Here is a 24,140-nt window from a genome sequence, read left to right as displayed (position 1 = left end):
TGAGGCGGACCGAGGAGGTGTGACCCATGGCGAAGATCTGGCGAGGGCGCCCCGCGGCCGGCGGGGACCGCGGCCGGCCGGGCGTTCACGGCGCACCGCACACGACCGGCAGCCGGTCCCCGGGCATTCCCAAGCCGGACGAGGGGCCCACGTACGGGCGGGGAACCGGTGGCCGGCCCCTGTGGAGCGAACGCGACCGCGACGCCGAACGCATCCGCGCGCTCCTGCGCCGGTCGGGGTGCGCCGCGACGGGCGGCGCCGACGGGTTCGCCGTCGAGGGCGGGCACGACGGCGTCTTCCTGGTCACCTTCGCCGAGCGGTACCCGCCTGCCGGGGACGGGCTGGGCGCCTGCGTGCGCGCGCTGGTCCGGGCCGGCATGTCGGTGGAGCGGCAGCCGGGCGACGGGCGCGCGCTCCGCGTCAGAACCCGCGGTGCGCTCCCGACCGCGATGAGAGCCCGCCGCCCGCGCTCCTGACCGCGGGACGGGAGGCGGGCGGTCAGTCCAGCAGCTGGGGCGCGTGGTCCTTCAACACCTGCAGGAACGCCGCCGCCGGCCCGCTCTGGTAGCCGCGCCGCCTGCGGATGACGACCACGGGCAGTGCGGCGTCCAGGTCCGCCACCTCGACCGCCCGCAGGCTGCCGATCCGCAGCTCCTCCCGGACGCTGCTGACGGGCATGAGGGCGACGCCGAGACCGGCCTGCACCAGGCGCTTTTGCGCGGTGAGGCTGTCGACCCTGGTGATCGGCGCGCCCACCAGCCCCGACGCGGGCAAGCGGTGGTCGAGGAGGTGGCCGAAGGAGTCGGGCTGGCCCCGCTCGGGCGGGAAGCCCAGCCACCGCTCGCCCTCGAACGCCCGCAGGTCCGGCAGGCGGCGGGCGGTGACCGGATGCGCGGCGGGCACGACGACCAGGAGCTTCTCGACGCCGAGCGGGATCGACTCCAGCTTGGGGTCGGCGTCGGGGAAATAGCGCAGGCCGAGAGCCGCCTCGCCGCCGCGGACGAGCGCGCTCACCTCGCGGCTCGTCGCGGTGCGCAGCTCGACCGAGGCCTCGGGGAACCTCGACTCGAACGTGCGCAGCGCGTCGACGATGTGCGAGTCGGCCAGGGTGCCGACGATCGCCAGGCTGAGGGTCTGGGCGCCGCCGGGCCGCTCGACCGCGTCGCGTACGGCCCGCTCTCCGTCGCGCATCGCGGCCAGGGCGGCCTCCGCGTACGGCAGGAGCGCCCGGCCCGCGTCGGTGAGCGCCACCCGGCGGCCGGTCCGCTCGAACAGGGCGGCGCCCAGCGACTGCTCCAGCTCGCGGATGCGGCGGCTGATGGCGGGCTGCGACCGGTTGAGCTTCCTGGACGCCTCCGTGAACCCGCCCAGCTCGGCGATGGCGGCGAACGCCTCGATCTCCTCGACTGTCACTCCATCAGTATTCCTGATAGGACGCATCATTATCATGCATTTGACTGATACATCGAGGAGGGGCGAGAGTGAAGCCGTCACCGCAGCTCACGACGGGAGAGCACCATGACCGACCAGACGGCCCGCGCGACGCGGTTCCGGGCCCTCCACGAAGGCCCCGGGCCGCTCCTGCTCCCCAACCCGTGGGACGCCGGCACGGCCCGGCTGCTGGCCTCCCTGGGCTTCGACGCCCTGGCCACCACCAGCCTCGGCGTGGCCAACCAGGCCGGCCGCGCCCGTGCCACCCGGCAGGACGTCCTCGACAACTGCCGCGTCCTCAGCGAGGCGACCCCGCTGCCCGTCAACGCCGACCTGGAGAACGGCTTCGCCGACGACCCCGCCGAAGCCGCCGAGATGATCGCGGACGCGTGCGCGTGCGGGGTGGCAGGCGCGTCCATCGAGGACGCCACCGGTGACCGCAGGGCACCGATCTACGACTTCGGGCTCGCCGTCGAGCGCGTGCGGGCGGCCGTCGAGGTCACCCGCGGGCTGCCCGTCCCGCTCGTCCTGACCGCCAGGGCGGAGGGCCTGCTGTACGACGCCGGCGACCTCGACGACGCCATCAGGCGCCTCCAGGCCTTCGAGGAGGCGGGCGCCGACGTCCTCTACGCACCGGGGTTGCGCACGCTGGACGAGATGCGGGCGGTCGTCTCCTCCGTCGGCAGGCCGGTGAACGTGGTGATGGGCTTCGCCGACCCGGCGATCACGCTGGAGCAGCTCGCCGAGATCGGGGTGCGGAGGGTGAGCATCGGGGGCGCGCTCTCCCGGTTCGCGCTCGGCTCGTTCCTCGACGCCGCCAGGCAGATGCGCGACGGCCGGTTCGGGTTCGTGGCCGACGTGCCCCCGATGTCCGAGATGTACCGCGCGTTCCAGCCGTACTCCACCCCCTGAAGGCCGCCTCGACGGCCCATGGCATGATCGGCGGCAGGACCATCGCCGGGCGCGTGACAAGGAGCGGGACATGACGGATCAGCAGGGCCGCCGGGTGCCCGGCCTCGACGGGCCCCTCCAGCCGCTGACCGTCGGCACGTCGGCGCTCGGCGCGAACCCCGGCGACGAGGCGCTGGCCGAGAAGATGGTGTCGGGCCGCTTCCGCCAGCTGGACACCTCCAACAACTACGCAGGCGGGCGCTCGGAGGCGCTGATCGGCGCCGCGCTCAAGCAGGCGCCCGACGGCGTGACGGTCTTCTCCAAAGCCGACCGCGACACCGGCACCGGCGTGTTCGACGGTGACCGGGTCATGCGGTCCTGGGAGGAGACGATCTCCCGCCTCGGCGTCGAGACGTTGCCGATCTACCACCTGCACGACCCGATGACCATCACGGTCAGCGAGGCGATGGCCCGCGGCGGCGCCGTGCCCGCCCTGGTGGCGCTGCGCGAGCAGGGGCTCGTCGGCGCGATCGGCATCGCCGTCGGGGGCGGCACCATGGTGGAGGACTACATCCGCACCGACGCGTTCGACGCGGTGCTCACCCACAACCGCTACACCCTGGTCGACCGGCGTGCGGAGGAGATCCTGCGGCTCGCCACGGAAAGGGACATGACGGTCTTCAACGCCGCTCCGTTCGGCGGCGGCATCCTGGGCGGCTCGCCACGGCACGCCACACGCTACGGTTACCGGCGGGTCTCCCCCGAGTTCGCGGCGCACGTCGAGCGGCTCAAGGCGCTGTGCGAGCGGTGGGGCATCACGCTCGCGGCGGCGGCCCTGCACTTCTCCCTCGCCGAGCCACGCATCCACTCCACGGTCGTCGGCGTCACCTCGGCCGAACGGCTGGCCCAGCTGGAGAGCCTCGCCGGCACGGTGATCCCCGACGGGTTCTGGGCGGACCTGGCGGCGCTCGGCTCCCCGCCTCCCTCCCCGATCGACTGACTGCCGCCGTTTGGCCACCCGCCGCCGGATGGCGGAGAATCTCCCGGCATGACCCACCAGTCACGCGAACAAGGAGCTGGGGCAGGCATGACGGTTGACATCGTGGACTACGACGCGGCGTGGCCATCGCTGGCGGAGCAGGCGTGCGAGGAGCTGGTCGCGGCGCTGCCGGGCGTCTTCCTGGAGATCGAGCACGTGGGGAGCACGTCCGTGCCCGGCCTCGCGGCCAAGCCGATCATCGACCTGATGGCCTCGGTGCCCGCCCTGGAAGCGGTGGCCGACCGCGAGCGGGCGCTGACGGGCCTCGGCTACCGGAGCGAGGAGACGGGCATGCGGGAGCGGCTGTTCTACTTCCGTGCCGACGCCTCTGGCCGGCGCAGCCATCACCTGCACGTGGTGACGGCCGGCACGTGGGACACCCGTAACGAGCGGCTGCTGCGCGACCACCTCAGGGCCGACCCGCGGGCGGCCGCCGAGTACGCCGCGCTCAAGCGCCACCTGGCCGGCGGCGACGTGGACGCCGCGGCCTACACCCGGGGCAAGACCGACCTGATCCAGCGGCTCGTCGACGAGGCCCGCGATGCGCGCGGCCTGCCCCGCGTCCCGGTGTGGGAGGAGTGAGCGTCAGCCGCCGCGCGGCTCCGCGATCCGGGTGCGGGCCCGCACCCGCGCCGCCTGCCGTTCCAGGGCCAGCCGCACCGCCAGCGGCGCGAAGGCGAGCAGCGGCACGATCAGGTAGACGGCCCCGGCGAGGCGCTGGTCGGCCTCCGGCACGCCGGCCGGGGCCACCTGCAGGAACCAGGCGGCCGCGACGCGGGGCCCGGCCAGCAGGTACGCGCCGAGGGCGAGGTGCACCGCGGCGGCCACCGCCAGCAGCCGGGCCCGCGCGGCCCACGGGAACGGCCGGGGCAGCGGGTCGGCGCCCGCCAGCACCCACGACACGGCCAGCCCGAGGCCGAGGAACAACGCCTCGGTGGCCAGGTGGGAGCCGTAGGCGGACAACGACCAGGGCAGCCACGCGGTCCCGTACAGCAGCAGGAACAGCACCGGGTAGGCGGTCAGCAGGAGGGCCGGCCGGGTGATCCGCCGGCCGAAGGCGCGCGAGCCGAGGTGGCCGTACTGGGAGGAAGCGGTCGTGGCCCGGCCCGCCAGGGTGACGGGCGCGCCCAGGCAGAGCAGCAGCGGAGCGATGACGGTGAGCGTGACGTGCTGCAGGGCGTACGCGGACGCCATCGCCCGCGCGTAGCCGCCGACCCCGCCGACCAGCACCAGCGCGACCAGTGCCAGACCGGCGTGCCAGGCGATCGCCCGGCCCGCGGGCCACGCGGCCGTCCTGCGCATGCCCGCGAGATATCCGGCGGCGGGCAGGGCGAGCAGCAGCAGGACCAGCGGATCCAGCCGCGCCTCGGTGACCAGCGCGCCCGGGGTGAACGGCGCGAGCGTGAACTCCAGCATGCCGTGCGCCACGTGGCCGCCGTCGCCGCCCGCGGGCGGCGGGGTGCGGGACAGGCCGACGGCCAGCCCCATCGCCGCCGCCATCACGGCCGCCTCGCCGACCGCCAGCCGGACGAAGGTGCGCCGCACCCCGCGGTCCGCCACGCCCGTGACGGTGCGGCGGCGGTGGTTCCAGCCGAACCATCCGAGGACCGCCAGCACGGCGACCTTGCCGAGCAGGAGCAGGCCGTACGCGCTCTGCCACAGGTCGGACGGCGTCCCCAGCCGCACCCACCCGCCGGCCAGCCCGGAACAGGCCACCGCGACGAAGCAGCACAGCGCGATCGTGCTGAACCGGGACAGCACCACGGGCAGATCGCCGGACCGGCGGAAGTGCACCAGCACCGCGCACAGTCCGCCCGCCCACACCGACACGCCCACCAGGTGCGCCATCAGCGCGGAGATCGCGATGTCGTGATCGGCCGCCGAGGAGGCGTGGCCCACGTACGCGGGCGGCAGCAGCGCGCCCACGGCCGGCACCAGCGGGATCCACCGGGGCAGGCGCGGCACGAGCGTGGCCAGCGCCACGACGAACGTCGCGGCCACCACGACCAGCAGCGCCCGGGTCTGCGGGAGCGACGTGCCGTAGCCGAGGAGGTGCGCGGCGGCGACGACCCGCGCCGGAGGCAGGGCGAAGAAGGTCGACAGGGTCAGCACGTAGCCGGCGAGGGAGGCGAACGCCCAGCCGAGCGCCCACCAGCCGGCCGCGCGCACGCATCGCGCCGGCTCCGGCGAGCCCGCGGGGGCCAGGACGCCCGCGGCCAGCAGGGTGCCGACGCACCCCACGGCGCACAGATCGTGCCCCAACCGCACCAGCGGCAGGCCCCACTCGTCCAGCGGCCCCGCGGAGGGCAGCCCGGCGATCTCCGGCGTGCCCGCGCCGCCGCCGAACCACAGGACGGCGACCAGCACCACGACGCCCACGCCGACCACGACACCGGCATGGACTCGCGCGGAAGCCCTCATAGCCACCCCGCAACGTCCGTCGGGACCACCCGGCCGAGGACGCCAGCGGTCCCGGCGACCGTGGTGCGTGGCCCACATGCTCCCACAGCGGACGACCCGTGACCATGCTGGCGGCAACGCACATTTGAGGTACGCACCGTCCGGCAGGGCGGTTCACCGCCATCCTCACCAAAGGCGGCAAATAGTCACTTATGACCTAGAATCCGTCAGATGTTCGCGGCCCCCCACCGGCTGGCCTGGCTGGACGCCCTGCGGGGGCCGGCAGCGCTGGCCGTCACCATGCACCACGCCGGCTGGACCTACATCCCCGCCGCCTGGGCCGAAGTGGACCGCCTGATCGATTTCGGCACGTGGGGCGTGTTCGTGTTCTTCCTGGTCAGCGGGTACATCATCCCCGCCTCCCTGGAGCGGCGCGGGGACCTGCGCGCCTTCTGGGCCGGCCGGGCCTTCCGCCTCCTCCCCCTGCTGCTGGCTGCGTGCGGCCTGGTGCTCCTGCTCGCCTGCGCCGGCCTGCTCGCCCTCGAACCCGGACTCGGCCGGCGGCCACTGGCGCTGGTCCTGCTGGGCAACCTGACGATGCTGCAGGAGCTGCTCAACCTGCCCGCCGTCATCGGCGTGATGTGGACGCTCTCGTACGAGATGGCGTTCTACCTGATGTGCGTCGCGCTGTTCACGGTCCGGCAGGCGCAGCGGTCGGCCGGGCTCGCCGCCGGCCTCGCGCTGCTGGCCGTCCCCCTGGGACTGCTGCTGCCGAAAGCCTCGATCAACGGCGCCGCCGACCTGGCGGCAGCGCTGCTCGGCCTCTCGGCCGTCGCCGCCATCGCGGCGACCGCCTTCGGCCGGGGCCGGGCCCAGGCCGTCGCCGCGGTCGCCGGCGGCCTGCTCGGGCTCGCGCTCGTGATCCTCGGCAGCCGGGGCGGCACCTGGCAGGGCGTGATCATCCTGGCGTCGATGTTCGCGGGCACTGCGGTCTACCGGGCCGAGCGCGGCACGATCTCCTGGCGTGCCGCCGCCCTCGCCACGGCGGCGGTGCTGGCGTGCGGGATCCCCGCCAAGGACGATCCCGCCTGGGCGACGGCGCTCGTGCTGGCCTTCGGCACCTTCGCGCTCGGGCTCGCGCTGCGCGGGCGGGCGTTCCCCCGCTGGCTGCCGCAGCTCGGCGTGATCAGCTTCTCCCTCTACCTGCTGCACCCGATCCTGCTGCACGTGCTCCCGGACCTGGCGCTGTACTTCCTCGTCCTGATCCCGCTCAGCCTCCTGACCCACCGTCTCATCGAGGCCCCCGCCCAGCGCCTCGGCAGACACCTGACCGCCGCCCGCCCGTGACGCCCGGACACCTGTGCCCGCCGGCACCGCACCTTCCCGACGCGCCCGGCGGGGGATTGACCTGGAGCGCACTCCAGCCGACAAGGTGTACTCATGCGCAATTCCCGCACAACACGCGCCATCGGCCGGCGCCAGGTCTCAGCCATCGGGCTCGGCGCCATGCCCATGTCGGTGGCCGGGCACATGCCCGACGAGACCCAGTCGATCCGTACCATCCTCGCTGCCCTGGACGCCGGCGTCACCCTGATCGACTCGGCGGACGCGTACACCCCTTCGCACGACGACGTCGGCCACAACGAACGCCTGGTCGCCAAGGCCCTGGGCCTGTGGGCGGGCGACGCCGGCACCGTGCTCGTCGCCACCAAGGGCGGGTGCATCCGCACGCCGGACGGCGGCTGGGGCAGGGACGGCCGCCCGTCGCACCTCAAGCAGGCCTGCGACCGCTCGCTCAAAGCTCTCGGCGTCGACAGCATCGGCCTCTACCAGCACCACCGGCCCGACACGGCGGTCCCGTACGAGGAGACCATGGGCGCGCTGAAGGACCTGCTCGACGCCGGCAAGATCCAGATGGCGGGCATCTCGAACGCCGATCCGCAGCAGATCAGGCTCGCCCGCGACATCCTGGGCGACGGCCTGGTCAGCGTGCAGAACGAGTATTCGCCGCGGTTCCGCTCCAGCGAGCCCGAGATCGACGTCTGCGCCGAGCTGGGCCTGGCCTTCCTGCCCTGGTCTCCGCTGGGCGGCATCGGGCGCGCCGGTGAGCTGAGCGAGCGGTACGCCGCCTTCTCCGAGATCGCCAAGGACCGCGGCGTCTCCCCGCACCAGGTCTGCCTGGCCTGGGAGCTCGCCCGCAGCCCTGTGGTCATCCCCATTCCCGGCGCCAGCCGCCCGGAGAGCATCCTCGACTCGATCGCGGCCGTGGATCTGGAGCTCAGCGCGGAGGAGCTGGCCCGCCTCGGCTGAGGCACCCGGCGGGCGCCGCCGTTGCACGCGCGGGCGCCCGCCGCGAGCACGGCGGGCGCCCGCGCCGGAGCGGCGGCTACAATCCAGGCATGAAAGCCGCGGTGCGATTACGGTACGGCTCGCCCGACGTGGTCAGCGTGATCGAGGTGGAAAAACCCGAGGTCAAGCCGGACGAGCTGCTCGTCAGGGTGCACGCGACCACGGTCAATCGCACCGACTGCGCGTTACGCGCCGCCAAGCCGTTCCTCTGGAGATTCTTCGCGGGTTTCTTCCGGCCAAGGATGCGCGTTCTCGGCAACGAGTTCGCCGGGGAGATAGCGGCCGTCGGCGACGAGGTCACCGCTTTCGAGGTCGGCGAGCGGGTGTTCGGCTACAACGACGCCACGTTCGGCGCCCACGCCGAGTACATGACCATCTCCGCGGACGGCACGCTCGCCACCATCCCCGGCGGCCTGGGCTACGACGAGGCCGCTCCCAGCACCGAGGGTTCTCACTACGCGCTGTCCATCATCACGGCCGCGCAGGTCAGGGAGGGCCACGACGTCCTGGTCTACGGCGCGACCGGCGCCATCGGCTCGGCCGCGGTCCAGTTGCTGAAGGCCCGCGGGGCCGTCGTGACGGCGGTCTGCGACACGCGGACCATGGAGCTGGTACGCGGTCTGGGCGCCGACCGGGTCATCGACCGCACCGCCGTCGACTTCACCCGCGACACGGAGAGGTACGACGTCGTCATCGACGCGGTCGGCAAGAGCACGTTCGGCCGCTGCCGCCGGCTGCTGAAACCGCGTGGCGTCTACGCCGCCTCCGACGTCGGCCCGTTGTGGCAGAACGTGTTCCTCCCCCTCGTCACCCGGCCGCTCGGCGGCAGGAAAGTGCTCATGCCCCTGCCGAGAAACGACCGGGAAACGGCCCTGTATTTCCGCGACCTGATCGAGTCCGGCCGTTTCACCCCGGTCATCGACCGGCGATATCCGCTGGCCGACATCGTCGAGGCGCACCGTTATGTCGACTCCGGCCGGAAAATCGGCAACGTCGTGATCACCATTGACCATTCCAGCTGACCGCCGCCTCCGGACCGGCCGTCACGGCCACCCGGCCGGGTACCCGTCAGAGGCCCATCGGGTGCCAGACGGTCTTCGTCTCTACGAAGGGCCGGATGCGGGCCACGCCGGGGTCGGCGGCGGACCAGTCGTCGTGGCGGCCCGGCCGTACGACCCGCTTGAGCGTGCCCGCCGCCAGCTCCTCCAGCTCGGCGGCCAGGCCGCCCGCCCCTGCCAGGTCCAGGGCGTTCACGTCGGCGTGCCCGGCCAGCGGCGGCGCCAGCTCACCGAGCCGGCCGGTCAGGACGTTGACGACGCCGCCCGGCAGGTCGGAGGTGGCCAGCGCCTCGGCGAGCGTGACGGCGGGCAGCGGGGCCCGCTCGCTCGCCACCAGCACCGCCGTGTTGCCCGCGGTGATCACCGGCGCGAGCACCGCGACCAGGCCGAGCAGCGGGGAGCCGTCGGGCGCGAGGACGCCCGCGACCCCGGCCGGCTCGGGCTGGGAGTGGTTGAAGTAGGGGCCCGACACCGGGTTGGCCGCCCCGAGGACCTGGCCGAGCTTGTCGGCCCAGCCGGCGTAGTAGACCCAGCGGTCGATCGCGGCGGACACCACCCCCTGGGCCCGCGCCTCGCTCACGCCCTGGGCGGCGGCCACCTCGGCGGCGAACTGGGCGCGCCGCCCCTCCATCATCTCGGCGATCCGGTAGAGGATCTGGCCGCGGTTGTAGGCGGTGCGGCCGGACCAGCCGGGAAAGGCCTTGCGCGCCGCCACGACGGCGTCGCGCACGTCCTTGCGCGACGCCAGGGCGGCGTTGGCGAGGTGGACTCCGCGGGAGGATGTCACCGGGTACGACCTGCCTGATTCCGAACGCGGGAACGCCCCGCCGAGATAGAGCTTGTACGTCCTGCGCACGGCCACGCGGGCCGGCGCGGAAGCGGTCCTGTCAGCCAAGGTATGCCTCCAGCCCGTGCCGGCCGCCCTCGCGGCCGTAACCGGACTCCTTGTAGCCGCCGAACGGGCTGGCGGGATCGAACACGTTGAAGGTGTTGGACCACACGACGCCGGCGCGCAGCCGGCTCGCGGTCCACAACATGCGGGAGCCCTTCTCCGTCCACACCCCGGCGGACAGCCCGTACGGCGTGTTGTTCGCCTTGGCGACGGCCTCCTCGGGGGTGCGGAAGGTGAGCACCGACAGCACCGGGCCGAAGATCTCCTCGCGGGCGATCCTGTGCGCCTGCGTGACGCCGGTGAACACGGTGGGCGGGAACCAGTAGCCGCGCTCCGGGATCGGGCACGCGGGCGACCAGCCGCTCGCGCCCTCCGCCTCGCCGGCGGCGGCCAGGTCGCGGATCCTGGCGAGCTGCGCGGCCGAGTTGATCGCGCCGATGTCGGTGTTCTTGTCGAGCGGGTCGCCGAGCCGCAGCCGTTCGATCCTGGCCCGCAGCCTGGCCAGCAGTTCCTCGGCGATCGACTCCTGGACCAGCAGGCGGGAGCCCGCGCAGCACACGTGACCCTGGTTGAAGAAGATTCCGGAGACGATGCCCTCCACGGCCTGGTCGATCGCCGCGTCGTCGTACACGATGTTGGCGCCCTTGCCGCCCAGCTCCAGGGTGAGCCGCTTGCCGGTGCCCGCCACGGCGCGGGCGATCTCCTTGCCGACGCCGGTCGAGCCGGTGAAGGCCACCTTGTCCGCGTCCGGGTGGGCGACCACGGCCCGGCCGGTGCCGCCCGCGCCGGTCACGATGTTGACCACGCCGGGCGGCAGCTCCGCCTCCTGGCAGATCTCCGCGAACGCCAGGGCCGTCAGCGGGGTGGTCTCGGCGGGCTTGAGCACCACCGTGTTGCCGGTCGCCAGCGCGGGCGCGACCTTCCACGCGAGCATCAGCAGCGGGAAGTTCCAGGGGATGACCTGCGCGGCCACGCCGAGCGGGCGCGGTGAGGGGCCGAGCCCGGCGTGCGCGAGCTTGTCCGCCCAGCCCGCGTGGTAGAAGAAGTGCGCCGCGACCAGGGGAAGGTCCACGTCGCGGGTCTCCTTGACGGGCTTGCCGTTGTCGAGCGATTCGAGCACGGCCAGCTCGCGGGCGCGTTCCTGGATGATGCGCGCGATCCTGAACAGGTATTTGCCGCGCTCCGCGCCGGGCAGCGGCGACCACACCCGTTCGTGGGCCCGGCGGGCGGCGGCGAAGGCGCGGTCCACGTCGGCGTCGGACGCCGCGGCCACCTCGGCGAGCGGCTCCTCGTCGGCCGGGTTGACCGTCACGATCCGCTCGTCGCTCTTGGCCTCGGTGAACTCGCCGTCGATGAACAGGTCGTACGCCGGGCGGATCGTCACGATCGACCGTGATTCCGGCGCGGGCGCGTAGTCGAAGATCTCCACGGGTCCCCTCAGTCGATCGTGTAGTAGTCGGGCCCTGCGTAGTGCCCGGTGTCGAGCTTGGCGCGCTGCATGAGCAGGTCGTTCAGCAGCGTCGAGGCGCCGAGCCGGAACCGCGCCGGGTCCAGCCAGCTCTCCCCGGCCACCTCCTTGACCAGAACCAGGTAGCGGATCGCGTCCTTGGTGGTGCGGATGCCGCCGGCCGGCTTCACCCCGGCCTGCCGTCCCGCGGCGGCCCGGTAGTCCCTGACCGCCTCCAGCATGACCAGGGTGACCGGCAGGGTGGCGGCGGGCGCGACCTTGCCGGTGGAGGTCTTGATGAAGTCGGCCCCGGCGTGCAGCGCGAGCCAGGACGCCCGCCGTACGTTGTCGTAGGTGACGAGCTCGCCGGTCTCCAGGATGACCTTCAGGTGCGCTGGGCCGCAGCACTCCTTGACCGCCACGATCTCGTCGAAGACCTTGCGGTAGTCGCCGGCGAGGAACGCGCCCCTGTCGATGACCATGTCGATCTCGGTGGCTCCGGCGGCGACCGCCGTACGCGTGTCGGCCAGCTTCACCTCCAGCGACGTGCGCCCGGCGGGGAAGCCGGTGGCGACCGAGGCGAGCCCCACGCCGCTGCCCGCCAGGACGGGTGCGGCCACCGGGATCATGTCGGGATAGACGCAGACCGCGGCGACCGGGGGCGCGGTGTGGTCGGCCGGGTCGGGCCGCATGGCCTTGGCCGCCAGGGCGCGGACCTTGCCGGGGGTGTCGGCCCCTTCGAGCGTGGTCAGGTCGACCATGCGGATGGCCAGGTCGATCGCCTGGCGCTTGGCCGTGGTCTTGATCGACCGGGTGGCCAGGTCGGCGGCGCGGCGGCGCACGCCCACCTCGTCGACGCCGGGCAGCCCGTGCAGGTAGGCCCGCAACGAGCCGGATGGAAGGGTGTCAGGCACGGGCGCCACGCCTTTCGATCAGCATGTTGAGTACGAGGGCGACCAGCAGGATCAGGCCGGTCACCACCATCTGGAAGAAGGAGCCCAGGCCGAGCAGGTTGCACAGGTTGCGCAGCACCGACAGCAGCAGCACCGCCACGAAGGTGCCGAACACCCCGCCCCTGCCGCCGAACAGGTTGGTGCCGCCGAGGACGACGGCCGCGATGGCGTCCAGCTCCAGCCCGTTGAACGCGGTGGGCTGGCCGACGGTCAGCCGCGAGGTGAGCAGCACGCCCGCGAGCGCGGCCAGCGCGCCGGACACCGCGAACACGGTGGTGATCACGCCGCGCACCGGCAGCCCCGACAGCCGCGCGGCCTCCTTGTTGCTGCCGACGGCGTAGACGTACTCGCCGAAGGTGGTGCCGCGCAGCACCACGGCGGCGAGGATCGTGATCGCCACGAAGATGATCCCGACGATCGGGACGTAGCCGACGAACCCGCCGCCGAGCAGCTGGAACGACTCCGCCCCCGCCGCCTCCGCGGGCTTGCCGTCGGTCAGCAGGTACGTGAGCCCGCGGATCGCGGTGAGCCCGGCCAGCGTGGTCATGAAGGCCGGCAACGCCAGGTACGCCGACAGCCCGCCCATGATCGCGCCGAACACGGCGCCGGCCAGCACGCTGAGCAGGATCGCCGGGAGCACGGGCACGCCCGAGGTCATGAGGATTGCGACCGTCATCCCGCCGAAGGCGGCCACGCTGCCGACCGACAGGTCAATGCCCGCGGTCAGCACCACCATGGTCATGCCGATGGCGACGATCCCGGTGAGCGACGACTGCTGCAGCAGGTTGGCGATGTTGCGGCCGGTGAGGAACTGCGGGGCCAGCAGCGTCGCGACCACGCACAACGCGAGGAAGACCAGCAGCAGGTTGGACTTGACGATCAGGTCGGCGCCGCGCCGCGACCGGGCGCCGCCGGCCTGCTCGGCGGACGCGGCCACCGAGGATCCGATCGAGGTGGTCATGGTGTCGCTCCTGTGATGACGGCGTGCGCTATGGCGCTCTCCGGGCTGACCCTCGGGTCGAAACAGGCGATGTTGCGGCCCTCGTACAGGACCTGGATGCGGTCGGCGTTGGCGGTCAGCTCGTTGAGCTCGCTACTGGCGAGCAGGACCGCCACGCCCTGGCCGGCGAGGTCGCGTACCTGGCGGTAGAGGTCGGCCTTGGCCCCGACGTCGAGCCCGCGGGTGGGCTCGTCCAGCAGCAGGACCCTGATCCCGCCCCTGGTGATCCACTTGGCCAGCACGACCTTCTGCTGGTTGCCTCCGGACAGCTGGCCGACGACCTGGCCCTGCCCCGCGGTCTTGACGCCGAGCCCGGCCAGCGCGGGTGCGGCCAGGCGCCGCCCGAGCCGCCCGGGCAGCAGCCACGGTGGCCGGCCGAGGGCCGCGATCGCCGCGTTGCGGCCCACCGAGAGGCCCAGCATCAGGCCCTGTTCCTTGCGGCTCTCGGGCACCAGCGCGAGGCCGGCGCGCACCGCGGCGGCCGGGTTGCCCGCCCTGAGCGGCCGGCCGTCCAGCCGGGCGGTGACGTGCGCCTTCAGGTCGCCGAAGAGCGCCCGCAGCAGCGTGGTACGGCCCGCGCCGCCCAGTCCGGCCAGCCCGACGACCTCGCCGGGGCGCACCTCGATGTCGCGCACGTCGAGCAGCCCCGGCACGTGGACCCGGTCCACGACCAGCAGCGGCTCGCCCTCGGGGGCGGGATGACCGGCGGGGCGCACGAGCTCCTTGGCCTCGCCGATCATCGCGGCCACGATCTCGTCCTGCGTGGTCGAGGCCAGGTCGTAGACGCCCGCTGTCCGGCCGTCGCGCAGCACGGTGGCGCGGTCGCCGATCTCCTTGACCTCGTCGAGCCGGTGCGAGATGAAGATGACCGAGCGTCCTTCCTCCGTGAGCGACCGGATGACGCCGAACACCGCCGCCAGCTCGCTCTCGCCGAGCGTGGCGGACGGCTCGTCCATGACGATCACCCGCGCGTCGGCGGTCAGCGCCTTGGCGATGGCGGTGAGCTGCTGGGCCGCGATGGGCAGGTCCCTGACGCGGGTGGTCACGGGGAAGCGCGCGCCGACCCGGTCGAGCGCCTGGCGGGCCAGCCTCGCCCGCCGCGCCCTGCGGACGAACGGGCCGAGCCGGGGCGAGCGGCCCAGCAGCAGGTTCTGCGCCACGGTGAGGTCGGGCAGCAGGTCGAGCTCCTGGTAGATGACGGCGACGCCGGCGGCCAGCCCGGCGTGCGGGGTCGAAGGGCTGAACGGCTCGCCGTCCAGCAGGATCGTCCCCTCGTCCGGACGGTAGGAACCGGACAGGATCTTCATCAGCGTGCTCTTGCCCGCGCCGTTCTCGCCCAGCAGGCAGTGCACCTCGCCGGCCCGTACGGTCAGCTCCACGCCGTCCAGGGCGACCGTGCCGGGGAACCGTTTGACGATCCCCGACATCCGCAGCCGCTCGTCCGTCATGCGCCCTCCTTCCACGTGTCCAGCAGGTACGTCGCACTCTGGTCGTCGGTGATCAGCACGTCGCAGAGGCGGCTCGCCACGACGGCCCGGCACACCGCGTGCTTGGCCTCGCCGCTGACGAGCGCGACGGAGGCGGTGGACGCGCGCAGGACGTCCAGTGACAGGCCGAGGGTGCGCCCGTCCAGGCCGGGGTCCACGATGCGGCCGTCGCGGTCGATGAAGCGGCCCAGCGCGTCGCCCACCGCGCCGGCCTCCGCGAGCCTGGACAGGTGGCCGGCGTCGATCTGGCCGGAGTCGACCAGCACGGAGTCGCTGCCCATGCCGCCGGGGCTGAACAGGAACAGGTCGGCCCGGGTGGCGAGGGCGAGCACGTCGGAGACGGCCCGGTCGCTCTCCAGCACGGCCCGGGTGCTCTGCTGCTCCAGGATCGCCGGGGCGGGCAGCAGCGTGGCGGCGCCGCCGCCGTGATGGGCGATCAGGCTCGCCATGCTGTGCGCGCTGGTCGGCTGCCGCGACCGGCTGAGCGCGCCGTTGATCTGCACGACGTTGACGCCGGTGGCCCATCCGGGTTTGAGCCCGCCGGCCAGCCGGTCGAGCGTGCGCCCCCACGACACGCCGATCAGCCGGGGTGTGGGCCGCATCGCCATGAGATGGTCGGCGCCGGCCGCGGCGACCCGGTCGCGCAGGTCCTCCGCGCCGCTGTTGCCGCCGCCGGCCACCACGACCGCGTCCCGCAGCCCGCAGCGCTCCTTGAGCGACTGTTCCAGGGCACGCACCCGGGACCTCGGGTGCAGCACCTCGATCCGGACGATCCCGGCCTGGCGCGCCTCGGCCAGCATCCTGCCCACCTTCCAGCGGGTCAGGTGCAGGGCGTGGGCGATCTGTTCCTGGGTCTCCCCGCCTTCGTAGTAGCGGACGGCGACCTCGTAGAGCTGGTCGTCGTAGTCGGCAGGGACGGTCATGGGTCCTGCCTCCGTTCCGGCGCGTTCATGCGGTGCGCGAGCGGCGTGGTGGCCTCGGTGGCCGCCCGGTAGTCGGCATAGCCCTGCCGGTAGGCGTCCCGGTGCTCGGGGATCGGCTCGATGGTGCGGGTGCGCGGCGCGTACTCGGCCGCCGCCTCGGCGAGCGAGGCGTGCCGCCCGGCGCCGACCGAGGCGATCACCGAGCAGGCGCGCAACGTCAGGTTGTCGCCCGCGACCAGGCTGACCGGCCGGCCGAGCACGTCGGCGGTCGTCTGGAGCCACAGCTCGTTGTGCCGGATTCCGCCGGACAGGAAGATCTCCTCCACGCCGATCCCGCCCTCGGTGAACGAGTCGATGACCTGCCTGGTGCCGTACGCGACGCCCTCCACGGCGGCCCGGTAGACCTGCTCGGGCGAGCTGGCCAGGGTCAGCCCGAGCACCGCCCCGCGCAGCAGCGGATCGCGCAGGGGCGTGCGGTTGCCCATGAAGTAGTCGAGGACGATCAGGCCGTGATCGACCGGCGGCAGCGCCGACGCGGCCTCGATGAGCCCGCCGATCTCGGCTCGCGGCCGTCCCATGAGCCGCTCCCCCGCCCAGACCAGCACCGAGCCCGCGCTCACCTGGCCGCCCTCGACGAGCCAGCGCCCGGTGCGCAGCGCGTCCGGGTACGGCCCCCACACGGTGGGCGGGAAGACCGGTTCGGCGATCTCCGTGACGAACGCGTTGGACGTGCCGCAGACGACCGACACCCGGCCCTCGGGCGCGCCGCCGACGGCCAGCAGCGACAGGTGCGCGTCGATCCCGCCGGACGCGACGACGGCCGGGCCGGTGATCCCCAGCTCCTCGCGGGCCTCGGCGCCGACGGGCCCGATCGGGTCGCCGACGGGGACGATCTCGTCCGGCAGTTTGCCGGCCAGGTCGCCGACGCCGAGCTGCTCGTACAGGTCGTGCGGGAATCCGGCGCCGCGCGGGTCGTAGTTGCTCTTGCAGACCGCGTTCATCCGCGATCCCGCCCACCGCCCGGTGAGCCGCCACACCATGTAGTCGACCGCCTCGGTGATGCGCGCGGCCCGGCAGTAGGTCTCGGGCTCGTGGCGGGCCAGCCACATGGCCTTGGGCACCAGCCATTCCACCGCGTCCGAGCCGCCCGAGTAGCGGAGCACCGGGTGGCCGCTGCGCGCCGTCAGCGCCGACTCCTCGCCGGCCCGGCCGTCCATCCAGAGCAGGGCGGGCCGCAAGGGGCGTCCGTTCCGGTCGAGGACGGCCACCGTGGAGGCCGTGGTGGCCACCGCGACCCCCGCGATCTCCGGGTTCCCCGCCTCGGCGAGCGCCGCGCGGGCGGCGCGGACGCTCGCCCGCCACCAGTGCTCCGGGTCCTGCTCGGCCCAGCCGGGCCGGGGGAAGCTGGTCGGGTAGGCGTCGTCACCCGTCCCGGCCTGCGTGCCCTCCACGGTGTAGACCGCCGCGCGAGCGCCCTCCGTGCCGAGGTCGAGGGCGAGGAAAGCGCTCATCGTCACTCCTCGTTCGGCAGGAAAAGCACCTTGGAGCTGAAGATGGAACGTTCCCCGAGTCCGGCCATGGTCTCAGGCAGCGCCTCCAGCCCCAGCTCATGCGTGATCATGAACTTCCAGGCCAGCTCGCCGGAGGCGAGCAACCTGGCCGCCTCCCGCCACTCCTCGCCGGGAAACGGCGCCGAGAAGGAGTTCCACGCGCCGTGCAGCGTGACCTCGCGGCGCAGGAAGGAGCTGAACGTGGCCTTGGGCAGCACCACGGGCTCGTGCGGGATGCCGATGAACACCGCCTCGCCGTGCCGGGCCGTCAGCGCCACCGCCTGGTCGACGGTGGCCGGCACGCCCGCGGACTCGACGACCACGTCGTACCCCTCGCCGACCAGGTCGGCGGCGGCCTCGGAGCTGGTGGCGGTGTGCGTGGCGCCCGCCTCCGTCGCCATGGCGGCCTTCTGCTCGTTCAGCTCGATCACGAGCACCTCGGCGGCGCCGGCGATGCGCGCCCACTGCACGGCGAACAGCCCGATGGGGCCGGCGCCGACGACCGCGACCCGGTGGCCGCCGCGCATCTTCGTCCGCCACAGGGCGTGCAGGGCGATCGCCGCCGGGTCCAGCATGGCCGCCGCCCTCGGGTCGAGGTCGGCGGGCAACACCATGAGGTTCTCGTCGGGGACGGTGACGTACTGGGCGTACGCGCCGTCCCTGCGGCTGCCGAAGTAGCCGTAGTTCTGGCACAGGCTGAAGTGCCCCTGGCTGCACGGCGCGCAGGCGTGGCACGGGATGAGCGGGGGCACGGTGACCAGGTCGCCCTCGCGCACGCGCCCCGTGGCGGCCAGGCGTTCGCCCATCCGGACCACGTGACCCGAGAACTCGTGGCCGCAGATGATCGGGAAGTGGTACGCCCCCGCGGACAACATGCGCGGGATGTCCGATCCGCACACCCCGCAGGCGGCGACGCGGACGAGCGCCTCGCCGGGGCCGGGCTCGGGTACGGGCACCTGCTCCACCCGGATGTCCCCGGGCGCGTGGAGCACTGCGGCCTGCATGGTCATATCTCCGCCTTCCTGGTATTCGCCGGTCGTCACTGCTCGCGCGCCTGGGCGAACTCTCCGGACCCGGTGTACTGGGCCGCGTTGTCCGGGTCGATCAGCTCGGTACCCGCGTCGATGGAGGGCTCGACCTTCTCGCCCTTGCCGACCTTGAGCACCGTCTCCACGGCCTTCGAGCCGAGCGAGATGGGGTCGTTGAGCGCCGTGGCGACGTACTGCCCGCCGCCGGCGATCTCCTTGACCGCCTCCATGAGCCCGTCCACGCCGGCGACGAGGACCTTGCTCTTGCCGCTCTCGTTGAGCACCTTCAGCGCGCCGAGCGCCATGTCGTCGTTGTGCGCGTAGACGGCGGCCACGCCGGGGTTGACTTGGAGCAGGTCCTGCATGGCCGTGACGGCCTTGGCCCGGACGTAGTCCGCGTACGGCCCCTCCACGATCTTGATCTTCGGGTTGGCCTTGACGGCCTCGTGGAATCCGGCGCTGCGGTCGCGTGCCACGGCGCCGCCCGCGTCTCCCTTGATCTCGATGACGGTGCCGCCCTTGGCGCCGAGCTGCTCGCTGAGGCGCTTGCCGACGAGCTCGCCCATCGCCTTGTTGTCGCGCCCGACGTGGGCGACCGCGCCCTCGGCGACCGGCCGGTCCACGGTAACCACCGACACTCCGGCGGCCTTGGCGGCGGCGAGGCCGGGCTGCACGCCCTGCGGGTCGACCGGGTTGATGAGCAGGACGTCGACCTGCCGGGTGATGAGGTCCTGGACGTCGTTGTTCTGCTTGGTGACGTCCCCGCCCGCGTCCGCGAAGTAGAGCGTGGCGCCGGCCTTCTCGGCGGCGGCTTCGGCTCCTTCGCGCAGCTGCACGTAGAACGGGGACTGCTGGGTCGCCTGGCTGAAGCCGATGACGAGCGGGCCGTCGCCGGCCTCCTGGCCGGCGTCGGCGGTGGACCCGCCGGGGGTGGTCGACACCGAGCACGCGGCCAGGGCGATGGCGGAAAGAAGGAGGACAGGCATTTTGAACAGCCGGAATCCACGCATAGGGACCTCCGTATGTGACGTGGTAACGCACGCTAAGTCGCCCGTTCACCTGGCAGCAACACATGAGCCGAAATTTGCTCATATGAGCACGCGCTACCCGCCACAGCACAAACTGCCTGCACAGAGGTCCCTGCGGCCACCGCCCCCTATGGGGGGAGGGGCGGTGGGCCGGTCAGCGTTCGAGCACCACGGGCAGCGCCTCCAGCCCGCGGACGATCACCAGAGGGCTCTGGTAACGCAACCGGAGCTGCTCCGCCGGGCACGCCAGCCGGATCCCGGGGAAGCGCCCGAACAGGGACGCGAAGGCCACCATGCCTTCCAGCCTGGCCAGCGGCGCCCCGAGACAGAAGTGCATGCCGTGCCCGAACGCCAGATGCGGGTTGTCCCCCCTGGCCAGGTCGAGCTCGCCCGGGCGGTCGAAGCGCAGGGGATCGCGGTCGGCCCCGGCCAAGGAGACCAGCACCAGGTTTCCTGCGGGGATCGTGAAGCCGCCGAGCTCAACGTCCTCCAGGGTGAAGCGGAACGTGGCGTTCTCGACCGGGCTGTCATAGCGCAGCAACTCCTCCACGGCCGAAGGCAGCAGCCCGGGGTCGGCGATGAGCGCGTCGAGCTGGTCCCGGTTGCGGAGCAGGGCGAGCGTGCCGTTGCCGATGAGGTTGACCGTGGTCTCGTGCCCGGCGATGAGCAGCAGCATGAGCGTGCCGCGCAGTTCGTCCTCGTCGAGCTCGCCCCGTTCGTCCGCGGCCACGATCAGAGCGCTGAGCAGGTCGGGCTGGTCCTCGTGCGGCACCTCGCGGTCGACGCCGCTCCTGCACCGCTCGATCAGGCCGGACAGGTAGACCTCCAGCGCCGCCATGCCTTCCTCACGCCGCCGCCTCTCGTCAGGCGTCGAGACGACGAGGGTCATGGCGCGGGTCCAGGCACGGAACCTGTCGCGGTCCTCGACGGGGACGCCGAGCATCTCGCAGATCACGGTGATCGGGAGCTGGAAGGCGAACCGGTCGATGAGGTCGATCTCCTCCCCCGTGGGCAGCGCGTCGAGCAGGTCGTCGGTGATCTGCTGGATGCGCGGGCGCAGCGCCTCCACGCGTCTCGGCGTGAACGCCCTGCCGACGACCCGGCGCAGGCGGGTGTGGTCGGGCGGGTCGCTCGACAACATGTTGACGCCGACGGGTCCCGCCGCCTCGGTGACGAGCCCCGAGTCGCGCAGGAAGCCAGGGGCGTTCTTGGGGTGTTTGGACAGCCGCTGGTCGTGCAGCGCCGCGCGGGCCTCCTCGTATCGGGTGATCATGTACGCCTCGCCGCCCAGCGGCGTGGCGACACGGTGCACGGGGCCGGCCTCGCGAAGCGTCGCGTAGCGGGAATACGCATCGTCCATGTCGCTCTCTTCCCTCTGTAGAAACGGTGTCGTATCTATAAGACGCTACGACTCGGCGTATAGATACGCAAGCGTTGCTATAGTGGGCAGTGTGAGCGACGAGGAAAGCCCGCCCCGCGCCAAGCGTCGCGGCCGCGAGGCCATGCGCCAGGCCATCCGGCAGGCGATGCTCGACGAGCTGGTGGAGCACGGCTACGGCGATGTCTCCATCGAAGGGGTGGCCCTGAGAGCCGGCGCGGCCAAGACCTCGGTCTACCGCTACTGGCCCAGCAAGGAAGACCTCGCCATCGACGCGCTGGAGCACGTCCTGCCCTCGACGGAAGGGCATGAGAGCACCGGCAGGATCCGCGAGGACTTCCGTGCCGCGTCCCGCATGATGGCCCGCTCCCTCGCCGGGCAGGCCGGCGACGTCCTGATGACCCTGGTGGCGGAGCGGCGGCGGCACCCTGCGGTCGCCGAGGCCGTCATGGAGAGACTCGTCCGCCCCCGCCAGCGGGCCATGCTGGAGCTGCTGCGCCAGGCCGCCGCCCGCGGGGAGATCACCGCCGGGTCGGCCTCCGCCATCCCGGTGCTGGTCGGAAGCGGCCTGCTGCTGCAGCACTTCATGCACCACGGCACGTCACCCGACGACGAGCAGATCGACGAGTACATCGACCAGGCCGTCATGCCGCTGCTGGCCAGGCCGGGGCCCTCCGGCCCGCCGGCCTGACGCCGTGCCCGTCCGTCAGGAGCGCGCGGGCCGCCTCACCCGCGTTCCGCGGTCACGCCGAGGGCCCGCAGCAGCTCGGCGCGGATCTGGCCGGCGCCCGCGCCGGCGCCGAGCCGCTGCTCCGCCGCGATCCGGCCCCTGTCGAGCACGAGAACGCGATCGGCCAGCGCGATCGCCTCGTCCACGTCGTGGGTCACGAGGAGCACGGCGGGCCGGTGCTGCTCGACCAGGCGGCGCAGCAGCCCGTGCATCCTGAGCCTGGTCAGGGCGTCGAGCGCGCCGAAGGGCTCGTCGGCGAGCAGCAGCCTGGGCTCGCGCACCAGCGACCGGGCCAGCGCCACCCGCTGCTGCTCGCCGCCCGACAGCTCGTTGGGCCAGGCGCGTTCCCGCCCGGCCAGGCCCACCTCGGCCAGGCTCTCCCGGCCGCGCTCCACGGCGCCGTCGAGGCCGAGCACGACGTTGTCCAGCACCCGCTGCCAGGGCAGCAGCCTGGCGTCCTGGAAGACGACCGACACCTGCGCCGGCACCTCGATCAGCCCGTCGCCCGCCACGTCGAAGTCCAGCCCGGCCAGCGCCCGCAACAACGTGCTCTTCCCCGACCCGCTCTGCCCGAGCAGCGCCACGAACTCTCCTGGCGCGATCTCCAGGTCCAGCCCGTCCAGGATGGCCCGCGAGCCGTAGTGGCGGGTCAGGCCCTCGACGCGGATCAGCTCGCCAACGTCCGTCGCCACGACAGCGCCCTCCTCTCGACGAGCTTGACCCCGGCGTCGGAGAAGAGGCCCAGCAGGCCGTACAGGACGAGCCCGACGAGGATGACGTCGGTCTGCCCGTACGTGCGCGCCAGGTCCATCATGTAGCCGATGCCGCTGGTGGCGTTGATCAGCTCGGCCACGACCAGGTAGAGCCAGGCCGTCATGACGGCGAACCGCAGCCCGAGCAGGAACCCGGGCAGCGCGCCCGGCAGCACCACCTTCCGCACGAACGCGCCACGCCCGAGGCCGACCGTCTCGGCCAGCTCGACGTAGCGGCTGTCGATGGCGCGCAGGCCGTTGTGGGTGTGGATGTAGATCGGCACGAGCACGCCGACGGCGATGACCGTCACCTTCATCACCTCGCCGATGCCCAGCCAGAGGATCAGCAGCGGCATCACCGCGAGCGACGGGATGGCCCGCTTGAGCTGGACGGGGCCGTCGATCAGGGCTTCACCCCAGCGGCTCAGCCCGGACACCAGCGCGAGCAGCGTGCCGAGCGGGATGCCGATCGCCAGCCCCAGCACGACCCGCTGGACCGAGGCGAGCAGGTGGTCCTGCAGCCGACCGGTCCCGACCAGATCGTACGCGGTGGCGACCACGGTCCACGGAGCGGACAGGAAGCGGGGGTCGAGCCGGCCCGTGGCCGAGGCGGCGGCCCAGAGCGCGAGCAGCAGGAACGGGCCGAGCAGGAACCCGAGCCTGATCCGCCGGCCGGGACGCAGGCGGCGGCGGGCACGCGGGCGCGGGGCGGCGCTCGCCGGGCGGGAGGTGACGAGCGTCATCAGGCACCGTCCTTGACCGCGTCGGCGCCGACCGTCTGGAAGCGCGAGTCGTACAGGTCCTGGGCCTTCAGCGGCGGGTTGCCGGTCTCCTCGGCCAGGAGGTCGATGGTCTCCTGGTGCCGGGCGACGACCTGCGACCAGTCTGCCGGGATCTCGGGCTCGCCCGCCTGGTCGACCAGATATCGGCCGTCGGCGGCGGACAGGCCCTGGTCCTTGACGTAGTAGCCGTCGATCCATTCCCTGGGGTGCTCGTAGGTCCAGCGGGTGGCGCGCGCCCAGGCGGCGACGTACTCGCGCAGCGCGGCGGCCTTCGCCGGGTCCTCCAGCACCTGCCGGCGCACGTACAGGTGGGCCGGGTCGTCGCGCAGGCCGTGGCGGACGGTGGTGGCGCCGTCCTTGCCGAACTTCGTGAGGTACCGCTTGATGTTGACGCCGCCGATCGGGGCCACGTCCACCTGCCGGGAGGCCAGCGCGTTCGGGTAGACGTCGCCGGTGCTCGGCAGTTCGACCAGGGTGACGTCGTCCTTGGTCAGCCCAGCCCGCTTCAGGACCCTGAGCATCAGGGCGCCCTGCGCCTGGCCGGGGCTGAAGGCGATCTTCTTGCCGCGCAGGTCGGCCAGGGTCTTCACGTTCGCCCCCGGCGCGATGCCGAGCTCGTAGATCGGGTGGTTCAGCGGGTCCTTGCGGAACTTCGCGGCGACGATCTTCACGGACAGCCCGGTCCAGGTCGCGTGGACGGGCGGGATGTCCGCGACCGCGCCGACGTCGAGCGCCTCCGCCCGGAACGCCTCGCTGGTCTGCGGGCCGCCGCTGATGTTGGCCCATTCGATGGCGAACGAGAACGCGTCGATCTCACCCGAGAGCTGGAGCGCGACCTTGGTCGAGGGGTCACCGATGATCAGCTTGGTGCCCTTGGGAACGGAGCTCGGCAGCGGCGCGTCCGCCGGGAGCGCCGCCGCCGGCCGCTCTCCCGCGCCGGCCTGGGCACACGCGGTCAGAGCGGCGAGCAGGAGCATGGCGAGCGCGGGGCGCGACAGGGAGGGAACAGGCATCCGGCATGG

At 73.0% G+C, this 24,140-nt stretch carries 23 protein-coding genes; 8 read left to right on the top strand and 15 right to left on the bottom strand.

Translation table 11 applies throughout. The features are described 5' to 3' along the window. Positions 1-26: 26 nt before the first annotated feature. Positions 27-476, top strand: a complete 450-nt coding sequence (locus tag ACTWPV_RS04505; RefSeq protein WP_347642237.1) for a hypothetical protein — start codon at positions 27-29, stop codon at positions 474-476. A gap of 22 nt (positions 477-498) precedes the next feature. Here the strand turns inward: ACTWPV_RS04505 and ACTWPV_RS04500 are convergent, their stop codons facing one another. Next, positions 499-1,413, bottom strand: coding sequence for a LysR family transcriptional regulator (locus ACTWPV_RS04500; RefSeq protein WP_347642236.1), 915 nt, complete (start codon positions 1,411-1,413; stop codon positions 499-501). A gap of 105 nt (positions 1,414-1,518) precedes the next feature. On the opposite strand from ACTWPV_RS04500, the gene ACTWPV_RS04495 reads away from it, so the two are divergent. The 3 genes from ACTWPV_RS04495 to ACTWPV_RS04485 all read left to right on the top strand — a co-directional run bounded on the left by ACTWPV_RS04495 (position 1,519) and on the right by ACTWPV_RS04485 (position 3,943). Further along, complete coding sequence (locus tag ACTWPV_RS04495) at positions 1,519-2,343, top strand: isocitrate lyase/PEP mutase family protein (RefSeq protein WP_347642235.1); 825 nt, start codon at positions 1,519-1,521, stop codon at positions 2,341-2,343. 70 nt (positions 2,344-2,413) lie between these two features. After that, a complete protein-coding gene (locus ACTWPV_RS04490) occupies positions 2,414-3,322 on the top strand; it encodes an aldo/keto reductase (protein ID WP_347620477.1) in 909 nt (302 codons plus the stop codon). An 87-nt stretch (positions 3,323-3,409) separates the two neighbouring features. Beyond that, on the top strand, positions 3,410-3,943 hold the full coding sequence (locus ACTWPV_RS04485; RefSeq protein ID WP_347642234.1) for a GrpB family protein: 534 nt from the start codon (positions 3,410-3,412) through the stop codon (positions 3,941-3,943). 3 nt (positions 3,944-3,946) lie between these two features. Here ACTWPV_RS04485 and ACTWPV_RS04480 read toward each other — a convergent pair whose 3' ends face one another. Continuing rightward, complete coding sequence (locus ACTWPV_RS04480) at positions 3,947-5,740, bottom strand: bifunctional copper resistance protein CopD/cytochrome c oxidase assembly protein (protein ID WP_443150686.1); 1,794 nt, start codon at positions 5,738-5,740, stop codon at positions 3,947-3,949. Between the two features lie 252 nt (positions 5,741-5,992). Here ACTWPV_RS04480 and ACTWPV_RS04475 point away from each other — a divergent pair, with 252 nt between their 5' ends. From ACTWPV_RS04475 to ACTWPV_RS04465, 3 genes are all read left to right on the top strand, one after another. Next, complete coding sequence (locus ACTWPV_RS04475; RefSeq protein ID WP_443150685.1) at positions 5,993-7,108, top strand: acyltransferase family protein; 1,116 nt, start codon at positions 5,993-5,995, stop codon at positions 7,106-7,108. 93 nt (positions 7,109-7,201) lie between these two features. Further along, positions 7,202-8,071: an aldo/keto reductase gene (locus tag ACTWPV_RS04470; RefSeq protein WP_347642231.1), complete on the top strand. Its 870-nt coding sequence runs from the start codon at positions 7,202-7,204 to the stop codon at positions 8,069-8,071. 89 nt (positions 8,072-8,160) lie between these two features. Continuing rightward, a complete protein-coding gene (locus tag ACTWPV_RS04465; protein ID WP_443150684.1) occupies positions 8,161-9,132 on the top strand; it encodes an NAD(P)-dependent alcohol dehydrogenase in 972 nt (323 codons plus the stop codon). Between the two features lie 46 nt (positions 9,133-9,178). Here the strand turns inward: ACTWPV_RS04465 and ACTWPV_RS04460 are convergent, their stop codons facing one another. From ACTWPV_RS04460 to ACTWPV_RS04415, 10 genes are all read right to left on the bottom strand, one after another. After that, entirely contained in the window at positions 9,179-10,063 is an 885-nt protein-coding gene (locus tag ACTWPV_RS04460) for an aldehyde dehydrogenase family protein (protein WP_443150683.1), read from the bottom strand. Beyond that, a complete protein-coding gene (locus ACTWPV_RS04455) occupies positions 10,056-11,483 on the bottom strand; it encodes an aldehyde dehydrogenase family protein (RefSeq protein WP_443150892.1) in 1,428 nt (475 codons plus the stop codon). The genes ACTWPV_RS04460 and ACTWPV_RS04455 overlap by 8 nt, the downstream gene beginning before the upstream one ends. Positions 11,484-11,497: 14 nt before the next feature. Further along, positions 11,498-12,421 carry a deoxyribose-phosphate aldolase gene (gene deoC / locus ACTWPV_RS04450; protein WP_443150682.1) on the bottom strand — a complete coding sequence of 308 codons (924 nt, stop codon included), beginning with the start codon at positions 12,419-12,421 and terminating at the stop codon, positions 11,498-11,500. Next, positions 12,414-13,421 (bottom strand): ABC transporter permease, encoded by a 1,008-nt coding sequence (locus ACTWPV_RS04445; protein WP_347642227.1) that lies wholly within the window; start codon positions 13,419-13,421, stop codon positions 12,414-12,416. The genes deoC and ACTWPV_RS04445 overlap by 8 nt, the downstream gene beginning before the upstream one ends. Continuing rightward, positions 13,418-14,908, bottom strand: coding sequence for a sugar ABC transporter ATP-binding protein (locus ACTWPV_RS04440; protein ID WP_443150681.1), 1,491 nt, complete (start codon positions 14,906-14,908; stop codon positions 13,418-13,420). The genes ACTWPV_RS04445 and ACTWPV_RS04440 overlap by 4 nt, the downstream gene beginning before the upstream one ends. Beyond that, on the bottom strand, positions 14,905-15,870 hold the full coding sequence (locus ACTWPV_RS04435; protein ID WP_443150680.1) for a sugar-binding transcriptional regulator: 966 nt from the start codon (positions 15,868-15,870) through the stop codon (positions 14,905-14,907). The genes ACTWPV_RS04440 and ACTWPV_RS04435 overlap by 4 nt, the downstream gene beginning before the upstream one ends. Beyond that, positions 15,867-17,381 (bottom strand): FGGY-family carbohydrate kinase, encoded by a 1,515-nt coding sequence (locus ACTWPV_RS04430; protein WP_443150679.1) that lies wholly within the window; start codon positions 17,379-17,381, stop codon positions 15,867-15,869. Before ACTWPV_RS04430 ends, ACTWPV_RS04435 begins: the two co-directional genes overlap by 4 nt. Before the next feature lie 2 nt (positions 17,382-17,383). Further along, a complete protein-coding gene (locus ACTWPV_RS04425) occupies positions 17,384-18,430 on the bottom strand; it encodes a galactitol-1-phosphate 5-dehydrogenase (protein WP_347642223.1) in 1,047 nt (348 codons plus the stop codon). A gap of 29 nt (positions 18,431-18,459) precedes the next feature. Then, a complete protein-coding gene (locus tag ACTWPV_RS04420; RefSeq protein ID WP_347642222.1) occupies positions 18,460-19,434 on the bottom strand; it encodes a substrate-binding domain-containing protein in 975 nt (324 codons plus the stop codon). 196 nt (positions 19,435-19,630) lie between these two features. Continuing rightward, positions 19,631-20,836 carry a cytochrome P450 family protein gene (locus ACTWPV_RS04415; protein ID WP_347642221.1) on the bottom strand — a complete coding sequence of 402 codons (1,206 nt, stop codon included), beginning with the start codon at positions 20,834-20,836 and terminating at the stop codon, positions 19,631-19,633. Between the two features lie 91 nt (positions 20,837-20,927). On the opposite strand from ACTWPV_RS04415, the gene ACTWPV_RS04410 reads away from it, so the two are divergent. Next, positions 20,928-21,545 (top strand): TetR/AcrR family transcriptional regulator, encoded by a 618-nt coding sequence (locus ACTWPV_RS04410; RefSeq protein ID WP_347642220.1) that lies wholly within the window; start codon positions 20,928-20,930, stop codon positions 21,543-21,545. A gap of 35 nt (positions 21,546-21,580) precedes the next feature. On the opposite strand, the gene ACTWPV_RS04405 is transcribed toward ACTWPV_RS04410, so the two are convergent. Genes ACTWPV_RS04405 through ACTWPV_RS04395 form a run of 3 tightly spaced genes read right to left on the bottom strand, consistent with a single transcriptional unit; the run spans position 21,581 to position 24,131 of the window. After that, complete coding sequence (locus tag ACTWPV_RS04405) at positions 21,581-22,276, bottom strand: ABC transporter ATP-binding protein (protein ID WP_347642219.1); 696 nt, start codon at positions 22,274-22,276, stop codon at positions 21,581-21,583. After that, complete coding sequence (locus ACTWPV_RS04400; RefSeq protein WP_347642218.1) at positions 22,252-23,079, bottom strand: ABC transporter permease; 828 nt, start codon at positions 23,077-23,079, stop codon at positions 22,252-22,254. The genes ACTWPV_RS04405 and ACTWPV_RS04400 overlap by 25 nt, the downstream gene beginning before the upstream one ends. Then, the gene (locus tag ACTWPV_RS04395) at positions 23,079-24,131 is read right to left on the bottom strand and encodes an ABC transporter substrate-binding protein (RefSeq protein WP_347642217.1); all 1,053 of its coding nucleotides are present in this window, start codon (positions 24,129-24,131) and stop codon (positions 23,079-23,081) included. Before ACTWPV_RS04395 ends, ACTWPV_RS04400 begins: the two co-directional genes overlap by 1 nt. Positions 24,132-24,140: the final 9 nt, after the last annotated feature.

Origin of the sequence: Nonomuraea sp. KM88, assembly GCF_052245635.1 — a bacterium.
Taxonomy (GTDB): domain Bacteria; phylum Actinomycetota; class Actinomycetes; order Streptosporangiales; family Streptosporangiaceae; genus Nonomuraea.
This window is presented reverse-complemented; position numbering and strand designations above follow the sequence as displayed.

Excerpts from the sequence above, each read along its gene's own strand:
- ACTWPV_RS04505 (WP_347642237.1), top strand. The coding sequence starts at position 27 with ATGGCGAAGATCTGGCGAGGGCGCCCCGCGGCCGGCGGGGACCGCGGC.
- ACTWPV_RS04495 (WP_347642235.1), top strand. The coding sequence starts at position 1,519 with ATGACCGACCAGACGGCCCGCGCGACGCGGTTCCGGGCCCTCCACGAA.
- ACTWPV_RS04490 (WP_347620477.1), top strand. The coding sequence starts at position 2,414 with ATGACGGATCAGCAGGGCCGCCGGGTGCCCGGCCTCGACGGGCCCCTC.
- ACTWPV_RS04485 (WP_347642234.1), top strand. The coding sequence starts at position 3,410 with ATGACGGTTGACATCGTGGACTACGACGCGGCGTGGCCATCGCTGGCG.
- ACTWPV_RS04475 (WP_443150685.1), top strand. The coding sequence starts at position 5,993 with ATGTTCGCGGCCCCCCACCGGCTGGCCTGGCTGGACGCCCTGCGGGGG.
- ACTWPV_RS04470 (WP_347642231.1), top strand. The coding sequence starts at position 7,202 with ATGCGCAATTCCCGCACAACACGCGCCATCGGCCGGCGCCAGGTCTCA.
- ACTWPV_RS04465 (WP_443150684.1), top strand. The coding sequence starts at position 8,161 with ATGAAAGCCGCGGTGCGATTACGGTACGGCTCGCCCGACGTGGTCAGC.
- ACTWPV_RS04445 (WP_347642227.1), bottom strand. The coding sequence starts at position 13,421 with ATGACCACCTCGATCGGATCCTCGGTGGCCGCGTCCGCCGAGCAGGCC.
- ACTWPV_RS04440 (WP_443150681.1), bottom strand. The coding sequence starts at position 14,908 with ATGACGGACGAGCGGCTGCGGATGTCGGGGATCGTCAAACGGTTCCCC.
- ACTWPV_RS04435 (WP_443150680.1), bottom strand. The coding sequence starts at position 15,870 with ATGACCGTCCCTGCCGACTACGACGACCAGCTCTACGAGGTCGCCGTC.
- ACTWPV_RS04430 (WP_443150679.1), bottom strand. The coding sequence starts at position 17,381 with ATGAGCGCTTTCCTCGCCCTCGACCTCGGCACGGAGGGCGCTCGCGCG.
- ACTWPV_RS04425 (WP_347642223.1), bottom strand. The coding sequence starts at position 18,430 with ATGACCATGCAGGCCGCAGTGCTCCACGCGCCCGGGGACATCCGGGTG.
- ACTWPV_RS04420 (WP_347642222.1), bottom strand. The coding sequence starts at position 19,434 with ATGCCTGTCCTCCTTCTTTCCGCCATCGCCCTGGCCGCGTGCTCGGTG.
- ACTWPV_RS04415 (WP_347642221.1), bottom strand. The coding sequence starts at position 20,836 with ATGGACGATGCGTATTCCCGCTACGCGACGCTTCGCGAGGCCGGCCCC.
- ACTWPV_RS04400 (WP_347642218.1), bottom strand. The coding sequence starts at position 23,079 with ATGACGCTCGTCACCTCCCGCCCGGCGAGCGCCGCCCCGCGCCCGCGT.
- ACTWPV_RS04395 (WP_347642217.1), bottom strand. The coding sequence starts at position 24,131 with ATGCCTGTTCCCTCCCTGTCGCGCCCCGCGCTCGCCATGCTCCTGCTC.